Source organism: Affinibrenneria salicis (genome assembly GCF_008710095.1).
In genome coordinates this window covers 1-22840 of record NZ_VYKJ01000017.1, presented here as the reverse complement: position 1 = coordinate 22840, position 22840 = coordinate 1, and the positions used below count along the sequence as shown (strand labels likewise).

Annotated in this window: 14 protein-coding genes and 1 pseudogene; 4 read left to right on the top strand and 11 right to left on the bottom strand. The window is 59.2% G+C overall.

The annotated features are described in order from the left end of the window. Window positions 1-3: 3 nt before the first annotated feature. Together FJU30_RS23495 and glyA are read right to left on the bottom strand one after the other, a co-directional pair. On the bottom strand, window positions 4-1155 hold the full coding sequence (locus tag FJU30_RS23495; protein WP_150437392.1) for a 3-phenylpropionate MFS transporter: 1152 nt from the start codon (window positions 1153-1155) through the stop codon (window positions 4-6). Between the two features lie 173 nt (window positions 1156-1328). Beyond that, window positions 1329-2582, bottom strand: coding sequence for a serine hydroxymethyltransferase (glyA, locus tag FJU30_RS23490; protein ID WP_150437391.1), 1254 nt, complete (start codon window positions 2580-2582; stop codon window positions 1329-1331). Between the two features lie 102 nt (window positions 2583-2684). Here glyA and FJU30_RS27335 point away from each other — a divergent pair, with 102 nt between their 5' ends. Continuing rightward, window positions 2685-3362, top strand: a complete 678-nt coding sequence (locus FJU30_RS27335) for an SH3 domain-containing protein (RefSeq protein ID WP_223881683.1) — start codon at window positions 2685-2687, stop codon at window positions 3360-3362. Between the two features lie 180 nt (window positions 3363-3542). On the opposite strand, the gene glnB is transcribed toward FJU30_RS27335, so the two are convergent. The 5 genes from glnB to purL all read right to left on the bottom strand — a co-directional run bounded on the left by glnB (window position 3543) and on the right by purL (window position 12374). Beyond that, on the bottom strand, window positions 3543-3881 hold the full coding sequence (glnB, locus tag FJU30_RS23480) for a nitrogen regulatory protein P-II (RefSeq protein WP_150437390.1): 339 nt from the start codon (window positions 3879-3881) through the stop codon (window positions 3543-3545). 109 nt (window positions 3882-3990) lie between these two features. Further along, complete coding sequence (glrR, locus tag FJU30_RS23475; RefSeq protein WP_150437389.1) at window positions 3991-5328, bottom strand: two-component system response regulator GlrR; 1338 nt, start codon at window positions 5326-5328, stop codon at window positions 3991-3993. Next, window positions 5325-6107: a two-component system QseEF-associated lipoprotein QseG gene (qseG, locus tag FJU30_RS23470; RefSeq protein ID WP_150437388.1), complete on the bottom strand. Its 783-nt coding sequence runs from the start codon at window positions 6105-6107 to the stop codon at window positions 5325-5327. The genes glrR and qseG overlap by 4 nt, the downstream gene beginning before the upstream one ends. Window positions 6108-6110: 3 nt before the next feature. Next, the gene (locus tag FJU30_RS23465; protein WP_150437387.1) at window positions 6111-7547 is read right to left on the bottom strand and encodes a sensor histidine kinase; all 1437 of its coding nucleotides are present in this window, start codon (window positions 7545-7547) and stop codon (window positions 6111-6113) included. Between the two features lie 942 nt (window positions 7548-8489). Continuing rightward, window positions 8490-12374: a phosphoribosylformylglycinamidine synthase gene (gene purL, locus FJU30_RS23460; RefSeq protein ID WP_150437386.1), complete on the bottom strand. Its 3885-nt coding sequence runs from the start codon at window positions 12372-12374 to the stop codon at window positions 8490-8492. A gap of 279 nt (window positions 12375-12653) precedes the next feature. On the opposite strand from purL, the gene mltF reads away from it, so the two are divergent. Continuing rightward, the gene (gene mltF / locus FJU30_RS23455; protein ID WP_223881682.1) at window positions 12654-14102 is read left to right on the top strand and encodes a membrane-bound lytic murein transglycosylase MltF; all 1449 of its coding nucleotides are present in this window, start codon (window positions 12654-12656) and stop codon (window positions 14100-14102) included. A gap of 19 nt (window positions 14103-14121) precedes the next feature. Here the strand turns inward: mltF and tadA are convergent, their stop codons facing one another. Then, the gene (gene tadA / locus FJU30_RS23450; protein WP_150437384.1) at window positions 14122-14637 is read right to left on the bottom strand and encodes a tRNA adenosine(34) deaminase TadA; all 516 of its coding nucleotides are present in this window, start codon (window positions 14635-14637) and stop codon (window positions 14122-14124) included. 170 nt (window positions 14638-14807) lie between these two features. Further along, entirely contained in the window at window positions 14808-15473 is a 666-nt protein-coding gene (gene yfhb, locus FJU30_RS23445) for a phosphatidylglycerophosphatase C (RefSeq protein ID WP_150437383.1), read from the bottom strand. A 256-nt stretch (window positions 15474-15729) separates the two neighbouring features. Between yfhb and lapG the strand changes: the two genes are divergently transcribed. Further along, window positions 15730-16362 (top strand): cysteine protease LapG, encoded by a 633-nt coding sequence (gene lapG, locus FJU30_RS23440; RefSeq protein ID WP_150437446.1) that lies wholly within the window; start codon window positions 15730-15732, stop codon window positions 16360-16362. 9 nt (window positions 16363-16371) lie between these two features. Beyond that, on the top strand, window positions 16372-18312 hold the full coding sequence (lapD, locus tag FJU30_RS23435; RefSeq protein WP_150437382.1) for a cyclic di-GMP receptor LapD: 1941 nt from the start codon (window positions 16372-16374) through the stop codon (window positions 18310-18312). 56 nt (window positions 18313-18368) lie between these two features. Here lapD and FJU30_RS23430 read toward each other — a convergent pair whose 3' ends face one another. Then, the gene (locus FJU30_RS23430) at window positions 18369-18710 is read right to left on the bottom strand and encodes a tryptophan synthase subunit beta (RefSeq protein WP_150437381.1); all 342 of its coding nucleotides are present in this window, start codon (window positions 18708-18710) and stop codon (window positions 18369-18371) included. A 90-nt stretch (window positions 18711-18800) separates the two neighbouring features. Beyond that, a pseudogene (locus FJU30_RS27745) lies at window positions 18801-20720 on the bottom strand (type I secretion C-terminal target domain-containing protein); the annotation flags it as partial. Window positions 20721-22840: the final 2120 nt, after the last annotated feature.

Below are 22840 nucleotides of genomic sequence, written 5' to 3'. Positions count from 1 at the left end.
CGCTCAGCGCGGACGGCTTACGCCTGGCCGCAGAAACAGAACCGGTACGGTCAGCAACGCCATCGCCCAGAAAGTCCCGGCGCCGTAGCGTTCAAACAGAAAACCGGAAAACATGGTCATTACCGCGATACCGCCGCCCATGGCAAGCGCCGAGTACACCGCCTGCAGGCGCAGCACATCGCCGCCGCCGCGGGCGGCGATAAAACGCATGCCGGCCAGATGACAAACCGTGAACGTACCGCAGTGCAGCAATTGCATCACGATCAGCCATGGCCAGGCGACGCTGGCGCCCATCAGACTCCAGCGCGCCAGCCCGCACAGCGCGGAAAGCAGCAACAGATCGCGCGGCGACCAGCGGCGAAACAGGCGATGGCTGAAGGCGAAAATAGCGATTTCCGCCGCCACGCCCAGCGACCAGAGGTAGCCGGTGACCGCGGCGGAATAACCGGCCTCCTGCCAGTAAATGACGCTGAAACCATAGTAAGCGGCGTGGGCGCCCTGCAGCAGACTGACGCACAGCAGAAAACGCCAGACCGGCGGCTCGCGCAGCAACTGACGCCACGGCGTAACGTCGTCGCGCCGCGCGCCGTCCGGCGGCGCCGAGGCCGGCATCACGTGCGGGCGCGGCAGCATGCCCAACAGCATCGCCAGCAGGCCGGCGCACAGTCCCCATAGAATAGCCTGGTGGCCCCAGTGCGCCACCAGTTCGCCGGTCGCCGCCGAACCGATCACAAAAGCGATCGACCCCCACAGCCTCACCTTACCGTAGTCCATTTTAATCTGTCGCTGCCAGGTGGCCGCCAGCCCGTCAGTCAACGGGATAAGCGGGGCAAAGAACAGATTAAAGGCGATCATCACCAGCATCAGCCACAGCCAGACGCCGCTGCCCAGCCAAAAACCGGCAGAAAACAGCAGAGTCAGCAGCGCCAGCAGACGCAGGGCGTTAATTAAACGCGCAGGATCGCGGATAGCCGGCGTAATGACCAGACTCCCGACGAAACGCGCAATCAGCCCTGCGCCCAGCAGCATGCCTATCGCTTCCGGCGTTAGCCCTTCGCCCTTTAGCCAGCCGCCCCAAAACGGCAGAAAAACGCCGTAGCAGAAGAAATAGGTGAAATAACTGAGCGATAGCCAGCGGGGTGATTGCAAAACCATATTTCCCTCCATTAATGGCCGTTAACTCTGGCAGAGCGCGCAGCCGGGCGCAATCCCGTTTTACAGGATGCAGGAAGCCGAAAAGAGGCGGCGGACGATGTGGCGGGGCAAATAAAACGCCAGCCCGAGGGCTGGCGTAATGGCGCGATACGGCCAGGGGCCGTAAACGACGTTTAAGCGTAAACCGGGAAGCGAGCGCAGAGATCCAGCACTTTCTGTTTCACGCGTTCAATGGTGGCTTCATCGTTAATGTTATCAAGCACGTCGGCAATCCAGCCGGCCAGTTCACGCACTTCCGCTTCCTTAAAGCCGCGACGAGTGGCGGCAGGCGTACCGATGCGCACGCCGGAGGTGACGAACGGGCTCTTCGGATCGTTAGGCACGCTGTTTTTGTTGACGGTGATATTGGCGCGACCCAGCGCGGCATCCGCTTCTTTACCGGTCAGGTTTTTATCGACCAGATCCAGCAGGAACAGATGGTTGCTGGTTTCGCCGGACACGACTTTGTAGCCGCGCGCCAGCAGCACTTCCACCATCGCCCTGGCGTTTTTCGCGACCTGCTGCTGATACACTTTGAACGCCGGCTCCATCGCTTCTTTCAGCGCTACCGCTTTACCCGCGATCACGTGCATCAACGGGCCGCCCTGTCCGCCCGGGAACACGGCGGAGTTCAGTTTCTTATACAGCTCTTCGCTGCCGCCCTTCGCCAGAATCAGGCCGCCGCGCGGGCCGGCCAGCGTTTTGTGCGTTGTGGTGGTTACGATATGAGCATGGGGAACCGGCGTCGGGTAAACGTCCGCGGCCACCAGACCGGCCACGTGCGCCATATCGACAAACAGATAAGCGCCGACGCTATCCGCGATTTCGCGCATTTTGGCCCAGTCGACCACGCCGGAGTAGGCGGAGAAGCCGCCGACGATCATTTTCGGCTGGTGGGTTTTAGCCAGCTCGGCCATTTCGTCGTAATCGATCTTACCGTTTTCATCAATGCCGTAAGGAATGACGTTGTACAGTTTCCCGGACAGGTTAACCGGCGAGCCGTGAGTCAGGTGGCCGCCGTGCGCCAGGTTCATACCCAGAATGGTATCGCCCGGCTGCAGCAGCGCGGTGTAGACGGCGAAGTTAGCCTGGGAACCGGAATGCGGCTGAACGTTGGCGTAATCGGCGCCGAACAGTTCTTTCGCGCGATCGATGGCCAGCTGTTCGACGATATCGACGTATTCACAGCCGCCGTAATAACGTTTGCCCGGATACCCTTCGGCATATTTGTTGGTTAACTGAGATCCCTGAGCCTGCATCACGCGTGGGCTGGTGTAGTTTTCTGACGCAATCAGTTCGATATGCTCTTCCTGACGCACCACCTCCTGCTCCATTGCTTGCCACAGCTCGGCATCATAATCGGCAATGTTCATTTCACGCTTTAACATCCGCATCTCCTGACTCAGCTAACTTAAAAATATACCGGAAAATATCGCCCTGACGGGCACAGGCCTACAGTGTAAACTGTTTCCCCCCGGCGACGCCAGGGCTTGACAGAGGTTTTTACGCAAACGTTTAGCCTCAGGCCGCACAAGGATTTCCAGGCTATTGCCATCCAACAGCAAAATGGATTTTTCCTCATCAGCAACATGCCGTTCTTTCATGTTCTCCCGTCAGCCCGGCGGAACAAAGACGGCGCATACGGTTTGGCCTTACTCACCTTCCCACCGCCAGGCCGGACGCCGCCGCGCCACGGTTCGCACGCTGCCCGCGCGGCTGTGGACAACCGAGGCGCATCGTTGATACTGACGAAATGCCCATCAGGCAGAATGCCGAAGGCGGCCCACGCCGTTCAGGAGGGAGATGGAACATTGCAATACGTCGTCGTCAAATCGCATCGAAGCGAGTATCCCGAACCTGTCATCCCCAACAAGGGGGAGCCGGTTTCCATCGGAGAAAAATACCAGGGCCCGGAAGGCTGGGAAGGCTGGTATTTCTGCACCGCGCCTGGACAAGCGAGCGGATGGGGGCCGGAACAAGTCATTGAACGATTTGACGACGCCACGGGGCGAGCGCGCGAGGATTACAGCGCCCGGGAACTGGACGTGGATGAAGGCGATATCCTGACGGCGGCAACGACGCTGAATGGCTGGGTCTGGTGCAGCAGGCCATGTCGGTCTGAGGCGGGATGGGTTCCCCTGGCGAACCTGAGTCCCCTTCGGGAGTAACGCGCGATGCCCCGAACCGCACATCAGGTTGCGCATACTCCGGCAACGAACACGCCGCCGGGCTGGCGGAAGAGAACATGCCGCAAGCCCGGGCGCGACTGGCGGACAATACGCCGCCGTTGTTCAATCCGGCGGCCGTAGCGTTCGGGCCGCCAGACCGCCGACCCGGGGATACCGTAATCAGATCGCGTCTTCGTCTTCCTCGCCGGTGCGAATACGCACCACGCGCGCCACATCGAAGACAAAAATTTTGCCATCGCCGATTTTACCGGTCTGCGCCGTGCGCATAATCGCTTCCACGCAGGTATCGACCATATCGTCCGCCACGACAATCTCCACCTTTACCTTCGGCAGAAAATCGACCATGTATTCCGCGCCGCGGTACAGCTCGGTATGGCCCTTCTGGCGACCAAAGCCTTTCACTTCCGTTACCGTCATACCGGTAATGCCGACTTCGGCCAGCGCTTCGCGCACATCATCCAGTTTGAACGGTTTTATAATTGCATCAATCTTCTTCATGGAGGAACCTTAATCTTGACCCTTTAGCGGCGACAGCCGGGCAACGGTAAACGTAAACAGAGTGTGAATTGCATTTTAACTGGATCCGGCTCCATTCATCACGCAAAAACTATTCTTTAAAGTCATTCGCGTCCAGTTCGTGGCGCCCCAGCAACTTATAAAATTCGGTACGGTTGCGCCCCGCCATGCGCGCCGCCTGCGTCACATTGCCCTTCGCTATCTGCAGCAATTTACGCAGATAATTCAGTTCAAACTGATGGCGCGCTTCCACAAAGGTGGGCAACGCGGTGTTTTCGCCTTCCAGCGCCTGCTCCACCAGTGCCTCGCCGATCACCGGCGCGCTGGTCAGCGCCACGCACTGTTCGATCACATTGACCAGTTGACGCACATTGCCTGGCCAGCTGGCGGTCATCAGTCGTTTCATCGCGTCGGTGGAAAAGCTGCGCACGAACGGCTTGTGTCGCTGAGCCGCCTCGCGCAGCAGATGGTTGGCCAGTAACGGGATATCTTCCGCCCGCTCGTTCAGCGCCGGCAGTTTCATATTGACCACGTTCAGCCGATAATAGAGATCTTCGCGAAACTCGCCTTTTTCCATCGCTTTCGGCAGATCGCGGTGGGTCGCCGAAATAATCCGCACGTTGATGTCCAGATCGCGGTTGCTGCCCAACGGGCGCACCTTGCGCTCCTGCAGCACACGCAGCAGTTTCACCTGCAGAGACAACGGCATATCGCCGATTTCATCGAGGAATAGCGTACCGCCTCCGGCGGCCTGAAACAGCCCCTCCCGGCTGCTCACCGCCCCGGTAAAGGCGCCGCGCGCGTGGCCGAAGAGTTCGGACTCCAGCAGCGCTTCCGGCAGCGCGCCGCAGTTAATGGCGACAAAAGCCTGCTTAGCGCGCGGACTGGCGGCGTGGATGGCCTGCGCCAGCAGCTCTTTCCCGGTGCCGCTCGGCCCGTTGATCAGTACGCTGACATCCGACTGCGCCACCAGTTGAGCCTGCTCCAGCAGACGCAGCATCAGCGGGCTGCGCGTAACGATCGTCTCGCGCCAGCGCTCATCGCCGGCCGGGGCCGACAACGCCAGCGCTTCATCGATCGCCTTATACAGGGCATCGCGATCGACCGGCTTGGTCAGGAAACTGAAAACCCCTTGCTGAGTGGCGGCGACAGCATCGGGAATCGAACCGTGCGCGGTGAGGATAATAACCGGCATTCCCGGCTGATGCTTTTGAATTTCGCTGAACAGCGCCATGCCGTCCATCTCATCCATGCGTAAATCGCTGATCACCAAATCTATTTTCTCACGCGCCAGCAGACGCAGCGCGTCCTGGCCGCTTTCGGCGGTGCTGACGCGGAAACCTTCGCTGGTCAGACGCATACCGAGCAGTTTCAACAGACTGGGATCATCGTCCACCAGCAACAGACTGGCTGACTTACGTAGGGTCATTCGGGGTCAGGCTCCTTTTTCGCCGCCGGCTCTTGCGCCGCCGCGGACGAGGATTTGGCCGCGGAAGAACGGCGCTCCGCCTCGCTATCCGGCAACTCACCGGACAGCTGTTTACGGGATGAGAGCTGGCGCTCGATATCGGTCAGATTCTCCAGCTTGCGCGTGGTCTCCGCCAGTTGAGACTGTAACCGCTCCTGCTGCTCGCGCAAGGTGTCCAGTTGCTTATCGCTGGACTCCTGCAAACGCTGGTAACGACCGCGCTCGTCTGCCAGCGCGAGAATAAATCCCTGCCGTTCGCGCCAGGTCTGCAGCAGAGGCCGTACGCCCGACGGAAAATCCGCCCGGAAACGGCTAAGGCGTTCGGCCAGCTGGCGCCGCTCGGCGACGCTCAGCGTGGCGTTATCCAGCAATATATTTTGCTTAAACGCCGTTTGCCAGTTGTCGCCGTTGAGCTGCTGCGCCGCGGCGCGCGCCTGTTCCGGCGCCAGACGAGCGCCGCAGTCCATCGCCCGCAGCCAGTACAAGCCGTTATCTATGGCCTCACGCTCATCGTGCTGCCAGATCGTATCGCAGTGCGCTACGCGATAATCCGCGACCTCCTCCGCCGGAATCTCATTTCCGGCGCCCGACATCAACTCACGGCTAATCACGCTATTGCTGCACCCCGCCAGCAGCAGCGGGGAGAACATCACTATTGCCTTCAGCACCCGCGCCAGTGGCCGGGCGGATAAGGTGGCGGACGCGTGCCTGAACAGCGTCTGACCAGACCATGCATTCATTATTTATTCATTCTCAGCGGTTAAGGGTAATTCAATACGGAAACAGACATCAGCATAGTCAACCGATATCAGCTGAAGTTCCCCACGCATACGGCGAATACAGTCCCGGGCGATGCTAAGGCCAAGCCCGCTGCCTTTCACCGCCCCTTTACGCTGGTGGCTCCCCTGATAAAAAGGCTCAAAAATCATACCCTGTTCAGCCGGCGGGATCGGGACGCCGTCATTGGCGATATCGATCTGAACCCGCAGCCCGATCTGGCGACTACGAATCCAAATGTTACCGGATTCCTTGCCGTAGTGCACCGCATTGGAATAGAGATTATCGAGCACGCGCATCAACAGCGTGGTCTCCGCCCGGCACCTGTCCGCCTCCAGCGTAATTTCGGTATGGATCATTTTGGAACGCGCAGGCAGGCTGTGGGCGGCGACCACGATATCGAGCACTTCCTCCAGCTTCACCGTCTCCAGTTCAGTCGGCGCATCCGCCAGCTTGCGGTTGTAGTCGAGCAATTGATCAATGAGCTGAAGCAGATGGCGACTGCTGCTGTCGAGGATGCTGACCACCTCTTTCTGATCGGCGGTCAACGGCCCCGCGACCTCGTCGGCCAACAGTTCGGTGCCTTCGCGCAGGCTGGCCAGCGGCGTTTTAAGTTCATGTGAGATATGGCGTAAAAACTCATGCCGCTGGGACTCCAGCCACGCCAGGCGTTCGCTCAGCCAGATAATGCGCTGCGCCAGCGAGCGGATCTCGCGCGGCCCCTTGAAAGTGCTGGTATTGCCGAGCGAACGTCCTTCGCCCAGCCGGTTAATCATACGCTCTACGCCCTTGACCGGGCCGATAATCATGCGGGTAAACAGCATCACCATGGAAACGCTGACCAGAAAAACCAGCAGCGTCTGCCAGCCAAAAAAATGACCGCGCTCGGCAATCGCCTGCTGCAGTTGCTGACCGCGCGAAAAGACGACGTCGCGCGTCGCCTGCACCATCTGCGCATTGGCATGGGAAAAGTGCTCCAGCAGCGCCGAGGCGCTGTGGTCCGGGCCGTTATCCTGACAGCGCAGCGTCGTCAGCTGTTCTAAATCGGCGCGCAGCGCCTGATAATAGCGATTGTCGGGCAAAACCGCGGCATGGGCGTCCAGCATCTGCGCATATTGTTTGCGCTGATCCTTATACAGCCGGGCCAGCGTCGGGTCGTCCAGCACGCAGTATTGCCGGTAGCTGCGCTCCATCGCCAGCGCCACGCTGGTCATCGCTTCGCTGCGTCTGGCGTCCGTCAGGGTAGTACGGTTAATATCCGCCGCCTGCTCGCTCAGGTTATCCAGACTTTGATACGCCTGCCACGCCAGAACCAGCAGAGGCAGCAGCACCAGCAGAAAAGCCATTATGACCAGTTGGCGCAGGGAGCGCGGAAACAAACGCCATCGTTTCAAGGGTATCATCTCATTACCTGTCAATCCGTTAAGATGCTAACCGAGTCTGAGCAAAGTGCAAAGAGCGTTACAGGCTCGCCGGCGCTAAAGCACCTCGCGTTTCACTAGCGCGCCCCTGGCGCTATCCGCGTGGCGGGTGAAAATGACGGATAAATACAGAAAACGATGCGGGATACCTGGCCAGCGTGACGACGTCTGACCAGGCCATGGGAATAGGCGGTGCCTCACTCAACGTGTCGCCCGATGTTTGATAAAGGACGTTTGCGCGTCGCTGTTATCGGTATAGCTGGACGATAGGCACCATTTCTTGCGGCGTCATTCCGGGTGTTATGAGCCATTATTCCGCCCTTCGGCAGCGCAATCATAACCAATTGAATGAGCAACGCGGACTATTATGCACCATCCGTGCCACATTTTAATAAATAAAAGTATCCATTTGTTTTTAATTAAAAAATAAAACACCCCAATTAGCCTGAGTACGATTACCGCTTCTCATTCGGCCGGTCTGTCTCGCCTCGCGCGCCATTCTGTCGTCAAAAACCGACACCTTAGTCAGGAATAAATTACACATTTATTAATCAATGAGTTAAATGTCACCAAATGGAGACAGATTAAATTCATCTTGTCGTGTTTTTGCGACAGCCCGATAGCGGGCGGTTTACATCGCCATCCGACGCGTCCCGCCAGCGAAATGGGTCAGGGTATAGAAACAAATGACGTCCTCTCATAAGGGAGACGCCGGACTCCTGACTGTGCGATGACGGAGAGTCAGGCCGGGATAATGGAACGCAAAAGGAAATCGTCCGCGCCAGAAGCGGCGCGGACGAGCATACAGGGAGGGACTTGCCGAGTCGGTACGATCTGTCCGTTATCAACGCCACGCTTACGCTATCAGCGACCTCACGCCCCCTTGTCAGAGAGGCGTCAGATGGCGGATAAACACGCTGGCGGTTAACCCAGTTGCTTACGGGCGTTGCGGAAGATACGCATCCACGGGCTGTCTTCGCCCCACTCCTGCGGATGCCAGGAGTTGCTGACGGTGCGGAACACACGCTCCGGGTGCGGCATCATTATCGTCGCCCGCCCGCTGGTGCTGGTCACGGCGGTGATGCCGTTCGGCGAACCGTTCGGGTTGGCCGGATAAGTTTCCGTCGCCTGACCGTGGTGGTTGACATAGCGCAGCGCCACCAGCCCCTGCTGTTCCAGCGCCGTCAGCTGCGCGTCATCACGCAGCTCTACGCGCCCTTCGCCGTGCGAGACGGCGATAGGCATACGCGAACCGGCCATATCCTGCAGCAACAGCGACGGGCTTTTGGCGACTTCGACCAGACTGAAGCGCGCCTCGAAGCGCTCGGACAGGTTGCGCACAAAGCGCGGCCAGTCTTCGGCGCCCGGGATCAGCGAACGCAGGTTGGACATCATCTGGCAACCGTTACACACCCCCAGCGCCAGCGTCTGCGGACGATGGAAGAAGGCGGAGAACTCGTCGCGCACCTGCGGATTAAACAGGATCGATTTTGCCCAGCCTTCGCCGGCGCCCAGTACATCGCCGTAGGAGAAGCCGCCGCAGGCGACCAGCACCTGAAAGTCCGTCAGCGAGGCGCCGGCCAGCATGTCGCTCATATGCACATCCACGGCGTCAAAACCGGCCCGGTGGAACGCCGCGGCCATTTCCACATGCGAGTTGACCCCCTGTTCGCGCAGCACGGCCACTTTCGGCCGCGTTTGCGTACTGATGTACGGCGCGGCGATATCTTCCTGCGGCGCAAAGGTCAGCGTCACGTTCAGCCCCGGATCATTGTCATCCTGCTTCGCCAGGTGTTCCTGATCGGCGCACTGCGGATTATCGCGCAGACGCTGCATTTGCCAGGTCGTTTCCGCCCACCAGGTGCGCAGCGTGGTGCGACTTTCCTGATACACGCTTTGATCGCCATGGGTAATCACAAAACGATTATCCTGCCCGGCGCGCCCCAAATAATGTACGCAATCGGCCAGACCGTGGTCGGCCAGCACCTGTTCAACCTCGGCCTGACGCTCAGCGGCCACCTGAATGACCGCGCCCAATTCTTCATTGAACAGCGCCGCCAGCGGATCGTTGCCCAGCGTCGCGATATCGGCGCGGATGCCGCAGTGGCCGGCGAAGGCCATTTCGGCCAGCGTAACCAGCAGGCCGCCGTCGGAGCGGTCGTGGTAAGCCAGCAGGGCCTCGTCGGCGACCAGCGCCTGTATGGCGTTAAAGAAGCCGCCCAATTGCTCAACGTTGCGCACATCGGCGGTTTTGCGCCCCAGTTGACGATAAACCTGAGCCAGCGCCGTGGCGCCCAACGCCTGATGGCCGGCTCCGAGGTCGATCAGCAACAGCGCGTTATCGCGATCCGACTGCAGTTGCGGCGTGACGGTGCGGCGCACATCCTCCACCCGGGCAAAGGCGGAGATCACCAACGAGAGCGGAGAGGTCATTTCCCGCTGCTGGCCCTCGTCGTCCTGCCAGCGGGTTTTCATCGACATGGAATCCTTGCCGACCGGAATCGTCAGGCCCAGCGCCGGGCACAACTCTTCGCCCACCGCTTTCACCGCTTCATACAGCCCGGCGTCTTCGCCCGGATGTCCGGCCGCGGCCATCCAGTTGGCGGACAGTTTCACCCGTTTCAGGCTGCCGATATGCGTCGCGGCGATATTGGTCAACGCTTCGCCAACGGCCAGACGCGCCGACGCGGCGAAATTCAACAGCGCCACCGGCGCCCGCTCGCCGATCGACATCGCCTCGCCGTAGTAGCTGTCCAGACTGGCGGCGGTTACTGCGCAATCCGCCACCGGCACCTGCCACGGCCCCACCATTTGGTCGCGCGCGACCATGCCGGTCACGGTGCGATCGCCGATGGTGATCAGGAAGGTTTTCTCCGCCACCACCGGCAGATGCAGCACGCGTTCAACGGCATCGGCCAGGTAGATATCGTCGCGCTTCAGTATCGCCCCTTCAGCCTGCAGGGTGGCCACATCGCGCAGCATTTTCGGCGTTTTGCCCAGCAATATGTCGAGCGGCAGATCGATGGGTTGATTATCAAAATGGCGATCGTTCAGGATGATATGCTGCTCTTCGGTCGCTTCGCCAATCACCGCATAAGGCGCACGCTCGCGCCGGCAAATGGCATCGAACACCGACAGCTGCTCGGGCGCGACCGCCAGCACATAGCGTTCCTGCGATTCGTTGCACCACACTTCCAGCGGACTCATGCCCGGCTCATCGTTGAGGATATCGCGCAGTTCGAAACGCCCGCCGCGTCCGCCGTCGCTGACCAGTTCCGGCATCGCGTTGGACAGACCGCCCGCGCCCACATCGTGAATGAACAGAATCGGGTTTTCTTCGCCCATCTGCCAGCAGCGGTCGATCACTTCCTGGCAGCGACGTTCCATTTCCGGGTTGTCGCGCTGAACCGAGGCGAAATCCAGATCGGCATCGGACTGGCCGGAGGCCATGGAGGAGGCCGCGCCGCCGCCCAGGCCGATGTTCATCGCCGGGCCGCCCAGCACGATCAGCTTCGCGCCGATGCTGATCTCCCCCTTCTGTACGTGATCGGCGCGGATGTTGCCGACCCCGCCGGCCAGCATAATCGGTTTATGATAGCCGCGCAGTTCTTGACCATTATGGCTATTGACCCGCTCTTCATAGGTCCGGAAATAACCGGTCAGCGCCGGCCGGCCGAATTCATTATTGAACGCCGCGCCGCCCAGCGGGCCGTCCAGCATGACTTCCAGCGCGCTGACGATCCGATCCGGCTTGCCGAAATCTTCTTCCCACGGTTGTTCAAACCCCGGAATGCGCAGGTTGGAAACGGAAAAACCGACCAGCCCGGCCTTAGGCTTAGAGCCGCGCCCGGTGGCGCCTTCATCGCGAATTTCACCGCCGGAGCCGGTTGCCGCGCCCGGCCAGGGCGAGATCGCCGTCGGGTGGTTATGGGTTTCCACCTTCATCAGAATATGCGCCGCTTCCTGATGATAGTCATAGCGCCCGTCGGCGTCGGCGAAGAAACGCCCTACTTCGGCGCCTTCCATCACCGCCGCGTTGTCCTTATAGGCGGACAACACGTAGTCCGGCGTGTGCTCCCAGGTGTTCTTGATCATTTTGAACAACGATTTGGGCTGCTCGTTGCCGTCGATCACCCAGTCGGCGTTAAAGATCTTATGGCGGCAGTGCTCGGAGTTAGCCTGAGCGAACATATACAGTTCGATATCCGTCGGGTTGCGCCCCAGACGAGTAAAAGCGTCCTGCAGATAGTCAATTTCATCGGACGCCAGCGCCAGCCCGAGACGAACGTTGGCCTGCTCCAGCGCCGGACGGCCTTCCTGCAGCACCTCGATGCGCTGAAACGGCGCTGGCTGCTGGCGGGAGAACAGACGTTCTGCCTGCTGTAATTCGCTGAATACGCACTCCATCATGCGGTCGTGCAACAACGCGGCCAGTTGCTGCCACTGCGCATCGCTCAGTTCCGGCGCGTGAATATAAAAAGCCATGCCGCGCTCCAGACGCAGCACCTGAGTTAGTCCGCAATTATGCGCGATGTCGGTAGCTTTGGAAGACCAGGGTGAAATGGTGCCCGGGCGGGGAGTAACCAGCAACAGCCGCCCCTGTGGCTGATGCCCGGCGAGAGAGGGGCCATACTTCAGCAACTGCGTCAGTCTGGCGCGCTCATCGTCGTTCAGGGGAGCGCTGATATCGGCAAAATGCACGTATTCGGCATAGATATCGCTGACCGGCAGCTGATTCTCTCTGCAGCGGGATAGCAACTTGTTAATACGAAAAGCCGATAAGGCAGGTGAACCACGCAGTATTTCCATAATCTAAAGTTCTCTCGTCTTCGATGCACTGACAGAAGTGCGTCATTGGGCGCAACAGGGGGGAAACGCGCGTCATTATAGAGAATCCCGCCCCGCGACGAAACCGTTTGCGTTGCTATTGTTTCACATCTTAACCAGCGAGTGGGGAATCCAGGCATGGGGCAATAAAAGTTGCACACTGGCGTTTTGTTAAGCAAAATGCCTCGACTCTGGGATTATTCGATAAGAAAACTGCCGTTACAGACAGCAAGGCCAGGTTGGCCGCCGAGAGACAACTATTTGAAGCGCCTGACAATAAATTATCTTTTCATCGGGGTTATTACGCTGCTGCTTACGCTGGCTCTCTGGTCTAACATACCATGGCGCGGCAGTCAGGACGATCGGATCGGACAGATACTGTCCCGGGGTGAACTGCGGATCAGCACCATCAACTCGCCGTTAACTTATCACACCACCAATAATAACCCCGCCGGCCTTGATTACGAACTGGCTAAACGATTCGCTGACTATCTCGGCGTGAGGCTGGTGGTCGCCTCACGCCAAAATCCTGACGATCTGTTCGATGATCTGGACGATGACAAGGCCGATATACTCGCCTCAGGATTAATCTATAACGATGAGCGTCTGAATCGCTACCGCGCCGGTCCGAGCTATTATTCGGTATCGCAGCAGCTGGTTTACCGTATTGGCAAAGCGCGCCCGCGCACGCTGGATAAACTACAGGGCCGGCTGGTGGTCACCGCCGGCTCCGCCTATGCCGACACGCTGCGCGCGCTGAAAGAGAGTCAGTATCCGCAGCTCAACTGGGAAACCAGCGACGACCAGACCTCGCAGGAGTTGCTGCGTCTGGTCGCCGACGGCAAACTGGACTATACGCTCGGCGATTCGGTCAGCATCGGGCTGATGCAGCGAATCCACCCCGAACTGGCGGTCGCATTCGATCTCAGCGATGAAGAACCGGTCACCTGGTATATGCAGCGCGATCATGACGATAGCCTGGCGGCGGCGCTGCTGGACTTCTTCGGCCTCCTCGTCGAGGACGGCACGCTGGCCCGTCTGGAAGAAAAGTACCTCGGCCACGTCGGCGAGTTCGACTATGTCGACACCACCACCTTTCTGAAAGCGATTGATGAGACGCTGCCTGCGCTGCGCCCGCTGTTTGAAAAATACGCCACCCATATCGACTGGAAGCTGCTGGCCGCCATCTCTTATCAGGAGTCGCACTGGAATCCGCTTGCCACTTCGCCTACCGGCGTGCGCGGCCTGATGATGCTGACGCGCAACACCGCGGAAAGTTTGAACGTCACGGATCGGCTGGATTCAGAGCAAAGCATTCGCGGCGGAGCGCAGTATCTGCTGCATATTATGGACAAAATGCCGGACAGCATTCCTGATGACGAGAAGATATGGTTTGCGCTGGCCTCTTATAATATGGGTCACGCCCACCTGCTGGACGCGCGTAAACTGACGGAAAAACAGAACGGCAATCCGGACAGCTGGAGCGACGTTAAACTGCGCCTGCCGATGCTGAGCCAGCGGCGCTACCACACGCAGACCACCTACGGCTATGCACGCGGCCATCAGGCCTATAGCTACGTGGAAAATATTCGCCGTTATCTGGTCAGCCTGGAAGGTTACCTGAACGAACAGGAGAAAAAACGCCTGCTGGAACGGCAGGCGGCAGGATATCCAGCGGTCAGGCCGCAGGCCTGTTGCACGGCGCCATAGCGCGCCACGCCACGCCGCTTCAGGCTGTGGCGTCGCCGGCGTCGGCGCGTTGCGCCTGCCTTTGCGCCCGCTTCTGTTCGCGCCGCCAGCGAAAAAAATCGCTCAGCATAGCGGAACACTCAGCCGCCAGCACGCCCGAACGGATCTCAATCTGATGATTCATCCCCGGGTGGCGCAGAATATCCACCAGCGATCCGGCCGCGCCGGTTTTTTCATCGGCCGCACCGTACACAAGGCGAGTAATGCGTCCGTGCACCATCGCGCCGGCGCACATAATGCAGGGTTCGAGCGTAACGTACAGCGTGGTGTCGATCAGCCGGTAGTTTTGTAAATGCTGACCGCCCTGACGCAGCGCCATGATCTCGGCGTGAGCCGTGGGATCGTGATGGCCAATCGGCCGGTTCCAGCCCTCTCCGATGATCTGATCATCCTGCACCAGCAGGGCGCCGACCGGCACTTCGCCTTCAGCGCGCGCGCGCAGGGCCAGTTCCATCGCCCGACGCATCCAGTGCTCGTCATCGAATTCGCTCTTCAACTTTATTCCTCATCCCCTGCCGCGATTTATTGTCGGCGGCATTATAACCCAATCGCTGGCGGGGCGCAGGAAGCCGGCAGGCCAGCGGCGCTGGCCTGGCCGACAGCCGTCGCGACGCGCGATTTTCCACCGCCCGCCGCCAGCAACGGAACAATGCGGCGCAAAATCGCCTATTCCAGCTGCTGCAGAGCGCCGCGCGCCGTCACGCGCCAGCGATGCTCGCAGAAAAACAGCAGCGGGTTATCCTGCTTGCTGTCGCTGTAGCCGCTATAGAGCCGCAGCGGCGCGCCCAGCTGTTTTTCCAGTTGAATCACCTTTTCGCGCCCCAGACAGCGCAGCGTAACCACCCAGCCTCCGCCGCGGCGCTCAATCTGGCTGCCAATCAGCCGTACACGACCGAGAAACGGCGCATCGTGATAAACCTGCTCCACCAGATGCCGGGGAGAGCCGGTGATCAGCCACACCTGGGTGTCCGGGGCGGTCAGATAGCTTTCCAGCCGCTGCTGCACCTGCGGAAACGGCGTGACGCGCTGGCGAAAACGCGCGACAAAACGCTGTTCCAGCAGGCGCAGACGACGCTCGCCGCGCCCCCAGGTGATCGCCCATAGCAACCAGCTCATCGGCCAGCGCGCGGCCCGACCCTGAATCAACAGCCCCAGTCCAATCACCGGCAGCAGCGGCACCACCAGGATAAAGTTCAGCGGCAGATGCCGCAGCAGATAACGCAGAAAACTGCCGAACATATCCTGCCGGTGCAGAGTGCCATCCAGATCAAAAAAAACAATGCGCGGGTTCTGCTTTCCGTCCAAAACGCCACTCCTCAGTGGTAATGTCATGCCTGTACCAGCATATCATTTTAATCGCTGTCTCATTATCCTGCGCGCAGAAGCCTGCAAACGCCCCTTTTCTGCGGCAATCTTTTGTTCCGCAGTGAAAATACGTTATTCTTTGTTATCTGCCTCGCTGGAATTACCCGGTGATTTCATGCACTCATGGTCAACTTCATGAGAGAACTGAGATGCGCAATTGAGATACTTCTGGCATAAACTGCCGCCTTATTCCCGCCTGCCGCTGCTGATATTCAGCGCGCTGATGCTCTTGCTACTGGCAGGAACGCTGCACGCCGACTGGAACTTTACGCTGATTGACCAGCAGACGGATAAACTCTATGGTCCGGCCAGCGACGCCGCGCGCGCGCGTATTCGCGCCTGGCAACAACTTTTTATTACTCAGGCGTCGGCGGACGAGAAAAAACAGCTGGCCGCGGTTAATCAATTCTTTAACGACCGGTTACTGTTTCGCGATGATATCGACATCTGGCGGCAAACCGATTATTGGGCCACGCCGATTGAGGCTTTACGCAAGGGCATGGCCGACTGCGAGGATTTCGCCATCGCCAAATACTTCACCCTGCGCCATCTGGGCGTATCGGGAGAAAAGCTGCGCATTACTTACGTCAAGGCGCTGAGCCTGAATAAGGCGCATATGGTATTAACCTGGTACCCAACCCCGGACGCCATTCCGCTCGTATTGGATAATCTGACTGATAAAATTTTGCCCGCCACCCAGCGCCAGGATTTACTGCCGGTTTACTCCTTTAATGGCGAGGGACTCTGGCTGCCCGGCGCGCAGGGCAATAAACTCGTCGGAGACAGCAAGCGTCTCTCTCGCTGGCAGGATGTACTGATAAAAATGCGGGCCGAAGGGTTCGCAATAAACGAATAGGATCAGGTCATGTCTCTTTTTAAGCAATTACTGATCGCCATCTGCCTGTTTGTAGTCATTATTTTTAGCGGCAGTTTTGTAGTGAGCCTGGAAAGCTCGCGCGATCAATACAGCAATCAGCTGCGTTCTCACGCCCAGGACGCCGCCACGGCGCTCGGCCTGTCGCTGACGCCGCATATTGACGATCCGGCGATGACCGAACTGATGGTCAGCTCTATTTTCGACAGCGGCTATTTTTACCGCATCCGCATTATTGAGCAAAAGAGCGGCCGGATCCTGCAGGAACGCAACGCCTCGCCGGACGTCGCCGATGTGCCGCAATGGTTTGTACGCCTGGTCAATCTGCAGCCCGGCGCAGGTGAAGCCCTGATCATGCGGGGCTGGGAACAGGCGGCGCGGGTCGAGGTGATTAGCCACCCGATGTTCGCCATCGCGCGGCTATGGCGCAGTACCCTCGCCAGCCTGCTCTGGCTGCTGGGCTGCAGCGCGGCCGGCCTGCTGGCGGGCGCTTTCCTGTTGCGCCGTCAACTGCGCCCGCTGGATTATATGGTAGAGCAATCTCTGGCCATCACGCGCAGGGAATTCCTTAGCCTGCCGGAGCTGCCGCGCACGCCGGAACTGCGGCGGGTCGTGCAGGCAATGAATCTGATGGTAACCAAACTGAAAAGCCTGTTCGAAGAGCAGGCCGAGCGCAGCGAACGCTTTCGCCAGGAGGCCTATCAGGACAGCCACACCGGTCTGGCCAACCGGCGCGCATTCGATATCCATCTGCAGGCAAGGCTGAGCGACGAAGAAACGCCCGCCGGCTATCTTATCCTTATCCGTATGCAGGATTTAGCCGGCCTGAACCAACGCTTCGGCAGTCAGCACACCGACGATCTGCTGCGCACTATCGCTCAGATGCTGACCGAAGCCAAAGAGCGCTACAGCGACGCCAGCAGTATGCTGGCGCGCATTCGCGGCGGCGAATTCGCCATGCTGTGTCCCGGCCTGGTCCATAGCGAGGCGCAAACGTTGCTCAACGAACTGTCTCGCCAGTTGGAAACGCTCTACGGCACGGGCGAAATTGATGTTTCCCCGGTGGTGCGTACCGGCATCGTCGCTTTCCGGGTCGGCGATACCCCGCATGCCCTGATGGTGGAAGCCGATCGGGCGCTGACGTCGGCGGAAACGCAGACCGGTCATCAGGCCGGCGGTGAGGTGTGGCGTGAACAGCCGCATATCGCCGAAGATCGTCATCTGTGGTTTAACCGATTGGATCCGGCGCTGGAGCACGATCAATTTCAGCTATTTTTCCAGCCGGTGGTTAACTGTCAGCATCCGCAGCAAATCCTGCACCACAAAGTGCTGGCGCGCATCGTCGATGAAAACGGCAACAGCGTGGCCGCCGGCCGCTTCCTGCCATGGATTCATCGTTTCGGCTGGAGCCAGCGTCTGGATCAGGTGATGCTGAGACTGGTTCTGAAGCAGTTGCAGCATCACGACGGCACGCTGGCGTTAAGCCTGTCCGGCAGCAGCGTGCTGAGTCTGGCGACGATAGACAATCTTCTGCAGCCCCTGAAACAGTCGCCCCATCTGGCGCAGCGGCTGGTTCTTGAGCTGGATGAAAATCAGCTGCCGGAGCCGGCGCTGCTTGAGGCACTGATTAAACGGTTGAGCGATTATGGCTGCCGGCCTGGGCTGCAGCACTTCGGCGGACGGTTTAACATGATCGGCAACCTATCCCAGTGGGGTCTGGCGTGGATCAAAGTCGATGGCGGCTATATTCGCAATATCGATCGCGAGGCGGATAAACGCATGTTTATCGAGGCGCTCTACCGCGCAACCAACAGTATCGATCTGCCGCTGATCGCGGAGCGGGTCGAAACCGAGGGCGAACTACAGGTATTGCAGGAAATGGGGATTCAGGGCGCGATGGGACGTCTGTTGGGAGAACCCGCCCCTTGCTAAACGATTCGCGCGGCTGACGCGATCAGCCGCGCAGCCGGCGAGCGGCAGGGACGCCGTTACAGAATGCCGTCGTTATCGTCGCCGATCAGGCGCTCCAGCCCGCCCAGCGCCTGACGCGCTTCCGCCCTGCTCATCAGCTTATTCTGCGCCTGCGTCGGCAAATCGGTAATGCTGATTAATCCCTTCTGAATCAGTACCTGGATCAAATCCTCCAGCACGCGCACCATGTCCAGATCGCTCTGTCGCAGTTGCTGCAGGCTGAACTGAATGGCCTGATGATTCTCACGCCAGGCGACTATCTCCGGCGCCGCCACTTCCAGCGCCTCATCCATGCCGGCAAACGGCGTATCTTCTACGCGAACCAGCTGGCCTTCGCTATTGCGTTTGACATAAAACATGCCCGGATCCTTATTGGTTTCCCGCTGAAATAAAAGAGCCTCATAGTCACTATGAGGCTCCCGGTTAACAGCACGCTATCTGTCAGTCTGTCAGATCGTACTTTGTTCGGGTTTACTGATTAAACTATCCAGCGACGGCAGCGACCCGCTGTAGTGCTCCAGGGTAATGGTGACATCCGCCGTGGCATTCGGGGTACCAAACTGCCCGGCGGTATTCACTTCAATCACCGGCGAGCCCTGGTCGTCCACGATTCGAATATAGTGACTGATATCCGTGCCGTGTTCCAGTTCGCCCACCAGATCGCTCAGATCGATCTTATCCCCTTCGCTGGCGTTGAAGTCTTTGATCACATCGTGACCAACGTCGCCAGCCTGCCATTTGAAAGTATCCGCGCCGGCGCCGCCGGTCAGCGTATTATCCCCAGGGCCGCCGATCAGGATATCGTCTCCATCGCCGCCGTTGAGGATATCGTTGCCCGTGCCGCCGTATAGCGTGTCGTTACCCGCGCCGCCGTACAGCTTATCGTCGCCTTCCCCTCCGTATAGCGTGTCGTTGCCTTCATCGCCATACAGGGTGTCGTTGCCGCTGCCGCCGTACAGCGTATCGTTGCCCGCGCCGCCATGCAGGATATCGTCACCCTCTTCGCCGTACAGCAGGTCATTGCCATCATCGCCATACAGCGTGTCGTTGCCGCTGCCGCCGTACAGGATATCGTTGCCTGCGCCGCCGTACAGGGTATCGTCTCCCCCCTGACCATAGAGGATATCATCCCCATCGCCGCCATACAGCGTGTCATTGCCGTCATTGCTGGACGAGTGGCTGAAGTCGGCGCTGTTTTCCTTGATATACTGATGTACCTGTTGGGCCGTAACGTCCGACTCCTGCAGCCCCATCTGCCCGGCAACGTAGGTATGCAGCGCGGTATAGCCGTTACTGCTAATGCCATCGAAGGTTACCGAGTCGCCGAACAGAATGTCATCGCCCACGCCGCCCGTGACGTGATCGCTGCCCGCCGGCAACAGGGTATTGCTGCCGAGGATAGCTTCGGTCAGATCGCTGGGATCGATATGGCTCTGCACCACGCCATCCGAATCATAATTTTTCAGATCGGCAGCGTTCAGATCCTGACCGATACCGATGGATTCGACCAGCGACAGCGCCGCCAGCAGGGTGAACGCCTGGCCGGCGTTACTGTGACTGGCCGCGGCGTTGGCCGCGCCGTCCACCCAGGTTCTGCCGTTCCAGTAAGAGCTGTTGTTGCCGATACCGCCGAGTTTCGAAATCTCATAGGTGCCGTCTCCCTGCGCGTTGACCTTACCGATAGTCTCTTTTCCGTACCACGAGTAGCGATAAACATTACCTGCGCTATCAATTACTTCTTTCCATTCGCCGCGAACATTCATGGAATATGACTGACCCGGCTTATAGTTAAGCGTATCGATATTCAGCGATTGTCCCCAGTCGCTGACGCTCACGCTATTGCTTTCGTTTGTCTGGTAAAACGTCGGCTGACCATCGGTGATAAAGTAGGTCAGGTTTGTGCCCGGGTTACTGGTCACAGTATCGCTGTGGAACCAGTTGGCCGTAGTTTTAAATACGTCCTCGTAGTTGGTACCGCCGCCATTCTGGCCGCCGATCATCGAGTTCAGCACCGTCGTCAGCTTACTGAGCGCGTCCGAGTCGGCCAGATTGACCGATACCGTCTTGCCTACCTGGGTATCGAAGTCCGCCAGGAACACGTTGACCGTACCGGAGTTCGCCCCGTTGGCGCTGCTAATCAGCGAGTTGAACACTTTGGTCAACGAAGCCTGAGTGCTGGCGATATCGGCATTCGACAGGCTGCCCGAGGTATCGACCATAAAGGCTATATTGTAGTTTTGCCCTTCCACCATCTGCAGGCCGGTAACATCAGAAACCACGATATCGTTGCTCGGCGTTCCGTGGATGTTATCGTCGCCGCTGGTGCCGACAATCACGCTAAACTGCTCAACCGTCTGAGTATCGATTCCCGTCGCATGCGATCCGTTGGCATGTTCGAGTGAATCGGCCTGCGCCGTCACGGTGAATTTACCCGCCGCGACCGGCACCCGCACCGTAACCTGCGCGCTCAGCGACTGACTGTCGCTGCTGTTGGCGATGTAATACGTATCGCCGGCGCCCAGGGTCTGGACCACCTGGCCGTTGGAAACAATCTCCGTGCCTTCCGGCAGACCGGACAGGGTGATGCCGGACAGGCTTTCGCTGCCGTCGGTATCGGTCAGGCTGGCCGCTACGTTGATAACGTGTTCCTGATAACCCGGCGCACCGGCCACCGTCTCGATCGACGTGGCCTTACTGTCCGCGGTATAGGAGGTGCCGTCGCCAAAGATAACGCCTTCCAGCTGGTTACTGACCTGATTAATCAGCGAAACGCTGTTGCCGTTGCTGTCGGTCGATTTAACCGTTACGCCATCCAGCGTATTAAAGTTGTTGTTGCGGTTATTCGTGCTGTTGCTGACCGAATAACTATAGCCATCCTCCTGCTGGACAAAAATGTAGTCCTTGCCGGAATTAGTCGACTGGGAGTGGCTGTTGCCCGATACCGAATCCAGCGTCCGTAACTGTTTCTGATCCTCAGACCAATCGCTCTGACGGTAGTAATATCCGCTGTCCTGATGAACAACAAAAATATCCGCATAGTCCGTCGAACCGCTATTGTTGGTCTGGCTATAGTATTTAATCTGCTCCGCCGGATTAGACGATTCCGGTACGCTATCCCCCTCCGTCAGCCATACGCGTACGCCGTCGCCAATCTTGACAATCTTGCCGTCCTGCACGTCAAAGCCGCCGACACTTTCACTGCCGCCATTGACCTTAATGATTTCCGATACGGATTCGGTGGTATCGCCGTTAGTGACGCCGACATTGACCACCGGCGTATCGGCCACCGGCGCGATATCCACATTCAGGGTCGATACGCCGCCGCTGTTGCCGACGGCATCCACCGGCTGGAAGGTGATGGCCGGCGTCGGTTCGCTGCCGGCGACATTTTCCTGCGGAATAAACTGCAGCTTACCGTCAACCAGATCCGCCGCCGTAAAGGTCTGCCCCTGTACGACCGCCTGACCGTTATATTGCAACACGCCGATGCCTGCATCCGGCAGCGAATTAATCACCACAGTGGCCGTATCGGCCGTTACGCCGAGATCGCTCCAGTTGATGGTCAGCGGCGTATCTTCAGCGCCGGAAACCGTAGTAATCGTGGTATCCGGCGGCGTGGTATCCAGCAGAGCGCTGTCGCTGCCGGTATCCGACACGTTGCCGTACTGGTCGTGCAGCGTGGCGTCGACCTTAATGGTCTGACCTTCGGCCGGTGAGGCGAACGCCGTATCCACATAACCGTTGCTGATTTGCTCCGCGGTCAGCACCACATTCTGCTGTGTGGCGCCGTCGGTAACGCTCAGCGTGTCGCCCGCCACCGCACCCGCCGGCAGACCGACGCGTACGTCAATCTGACCCTGCAGCTCAGTCTGGCTGATCACCCCGTCGTTATTGGCGTCTTCGGTAATGGTCACCACCGGCGCGCTGTTATCGGCACCGCTCAGGGTATCAACCCGTGCGCTGTCGCTGCCGGTATCGGACACATTGCCGTACTGGTCGTGCAGCGTGGCGTCGACCTTAATGGTCTGGCCCTCACCCGGTGAGGCGAAAGCGGTATCCACATAGCCGTTGCTGATCTGCTCTGCCGTCAGCACCACATTCTGCTGTGTGGCGCCGTCGGTAACGCTCAGCGTATCACCCGCCACCGCACCGGCCGGCAGACCGACGCGCACGTCAATCTGGCCCTGCAGCTCGCTCTGGCTGATCACGCCGTCGTTATTGGCGTCTTCGGTAATGGTCACCACCGGCGCGCTGTTATCGGCACCGCTCAGGGTGTCGATACGCGCGCTGTCGCTGCCGGTATCGGATACGTTGCCGTACTGGTCGTGCAGCGTGGCGTCGACCTGAATGGTCTGACCCTCACCCGGATTCGCAAACGCCGTATCCACATAGCCGTTGCTGATCTGCTCTGCGGTCAGCACCACATTCTGCTGTGTGGCGCCGTCGGTGACGCTCAGCGTATCCCCCGCCACCGCGCCGGCCGGCAGAC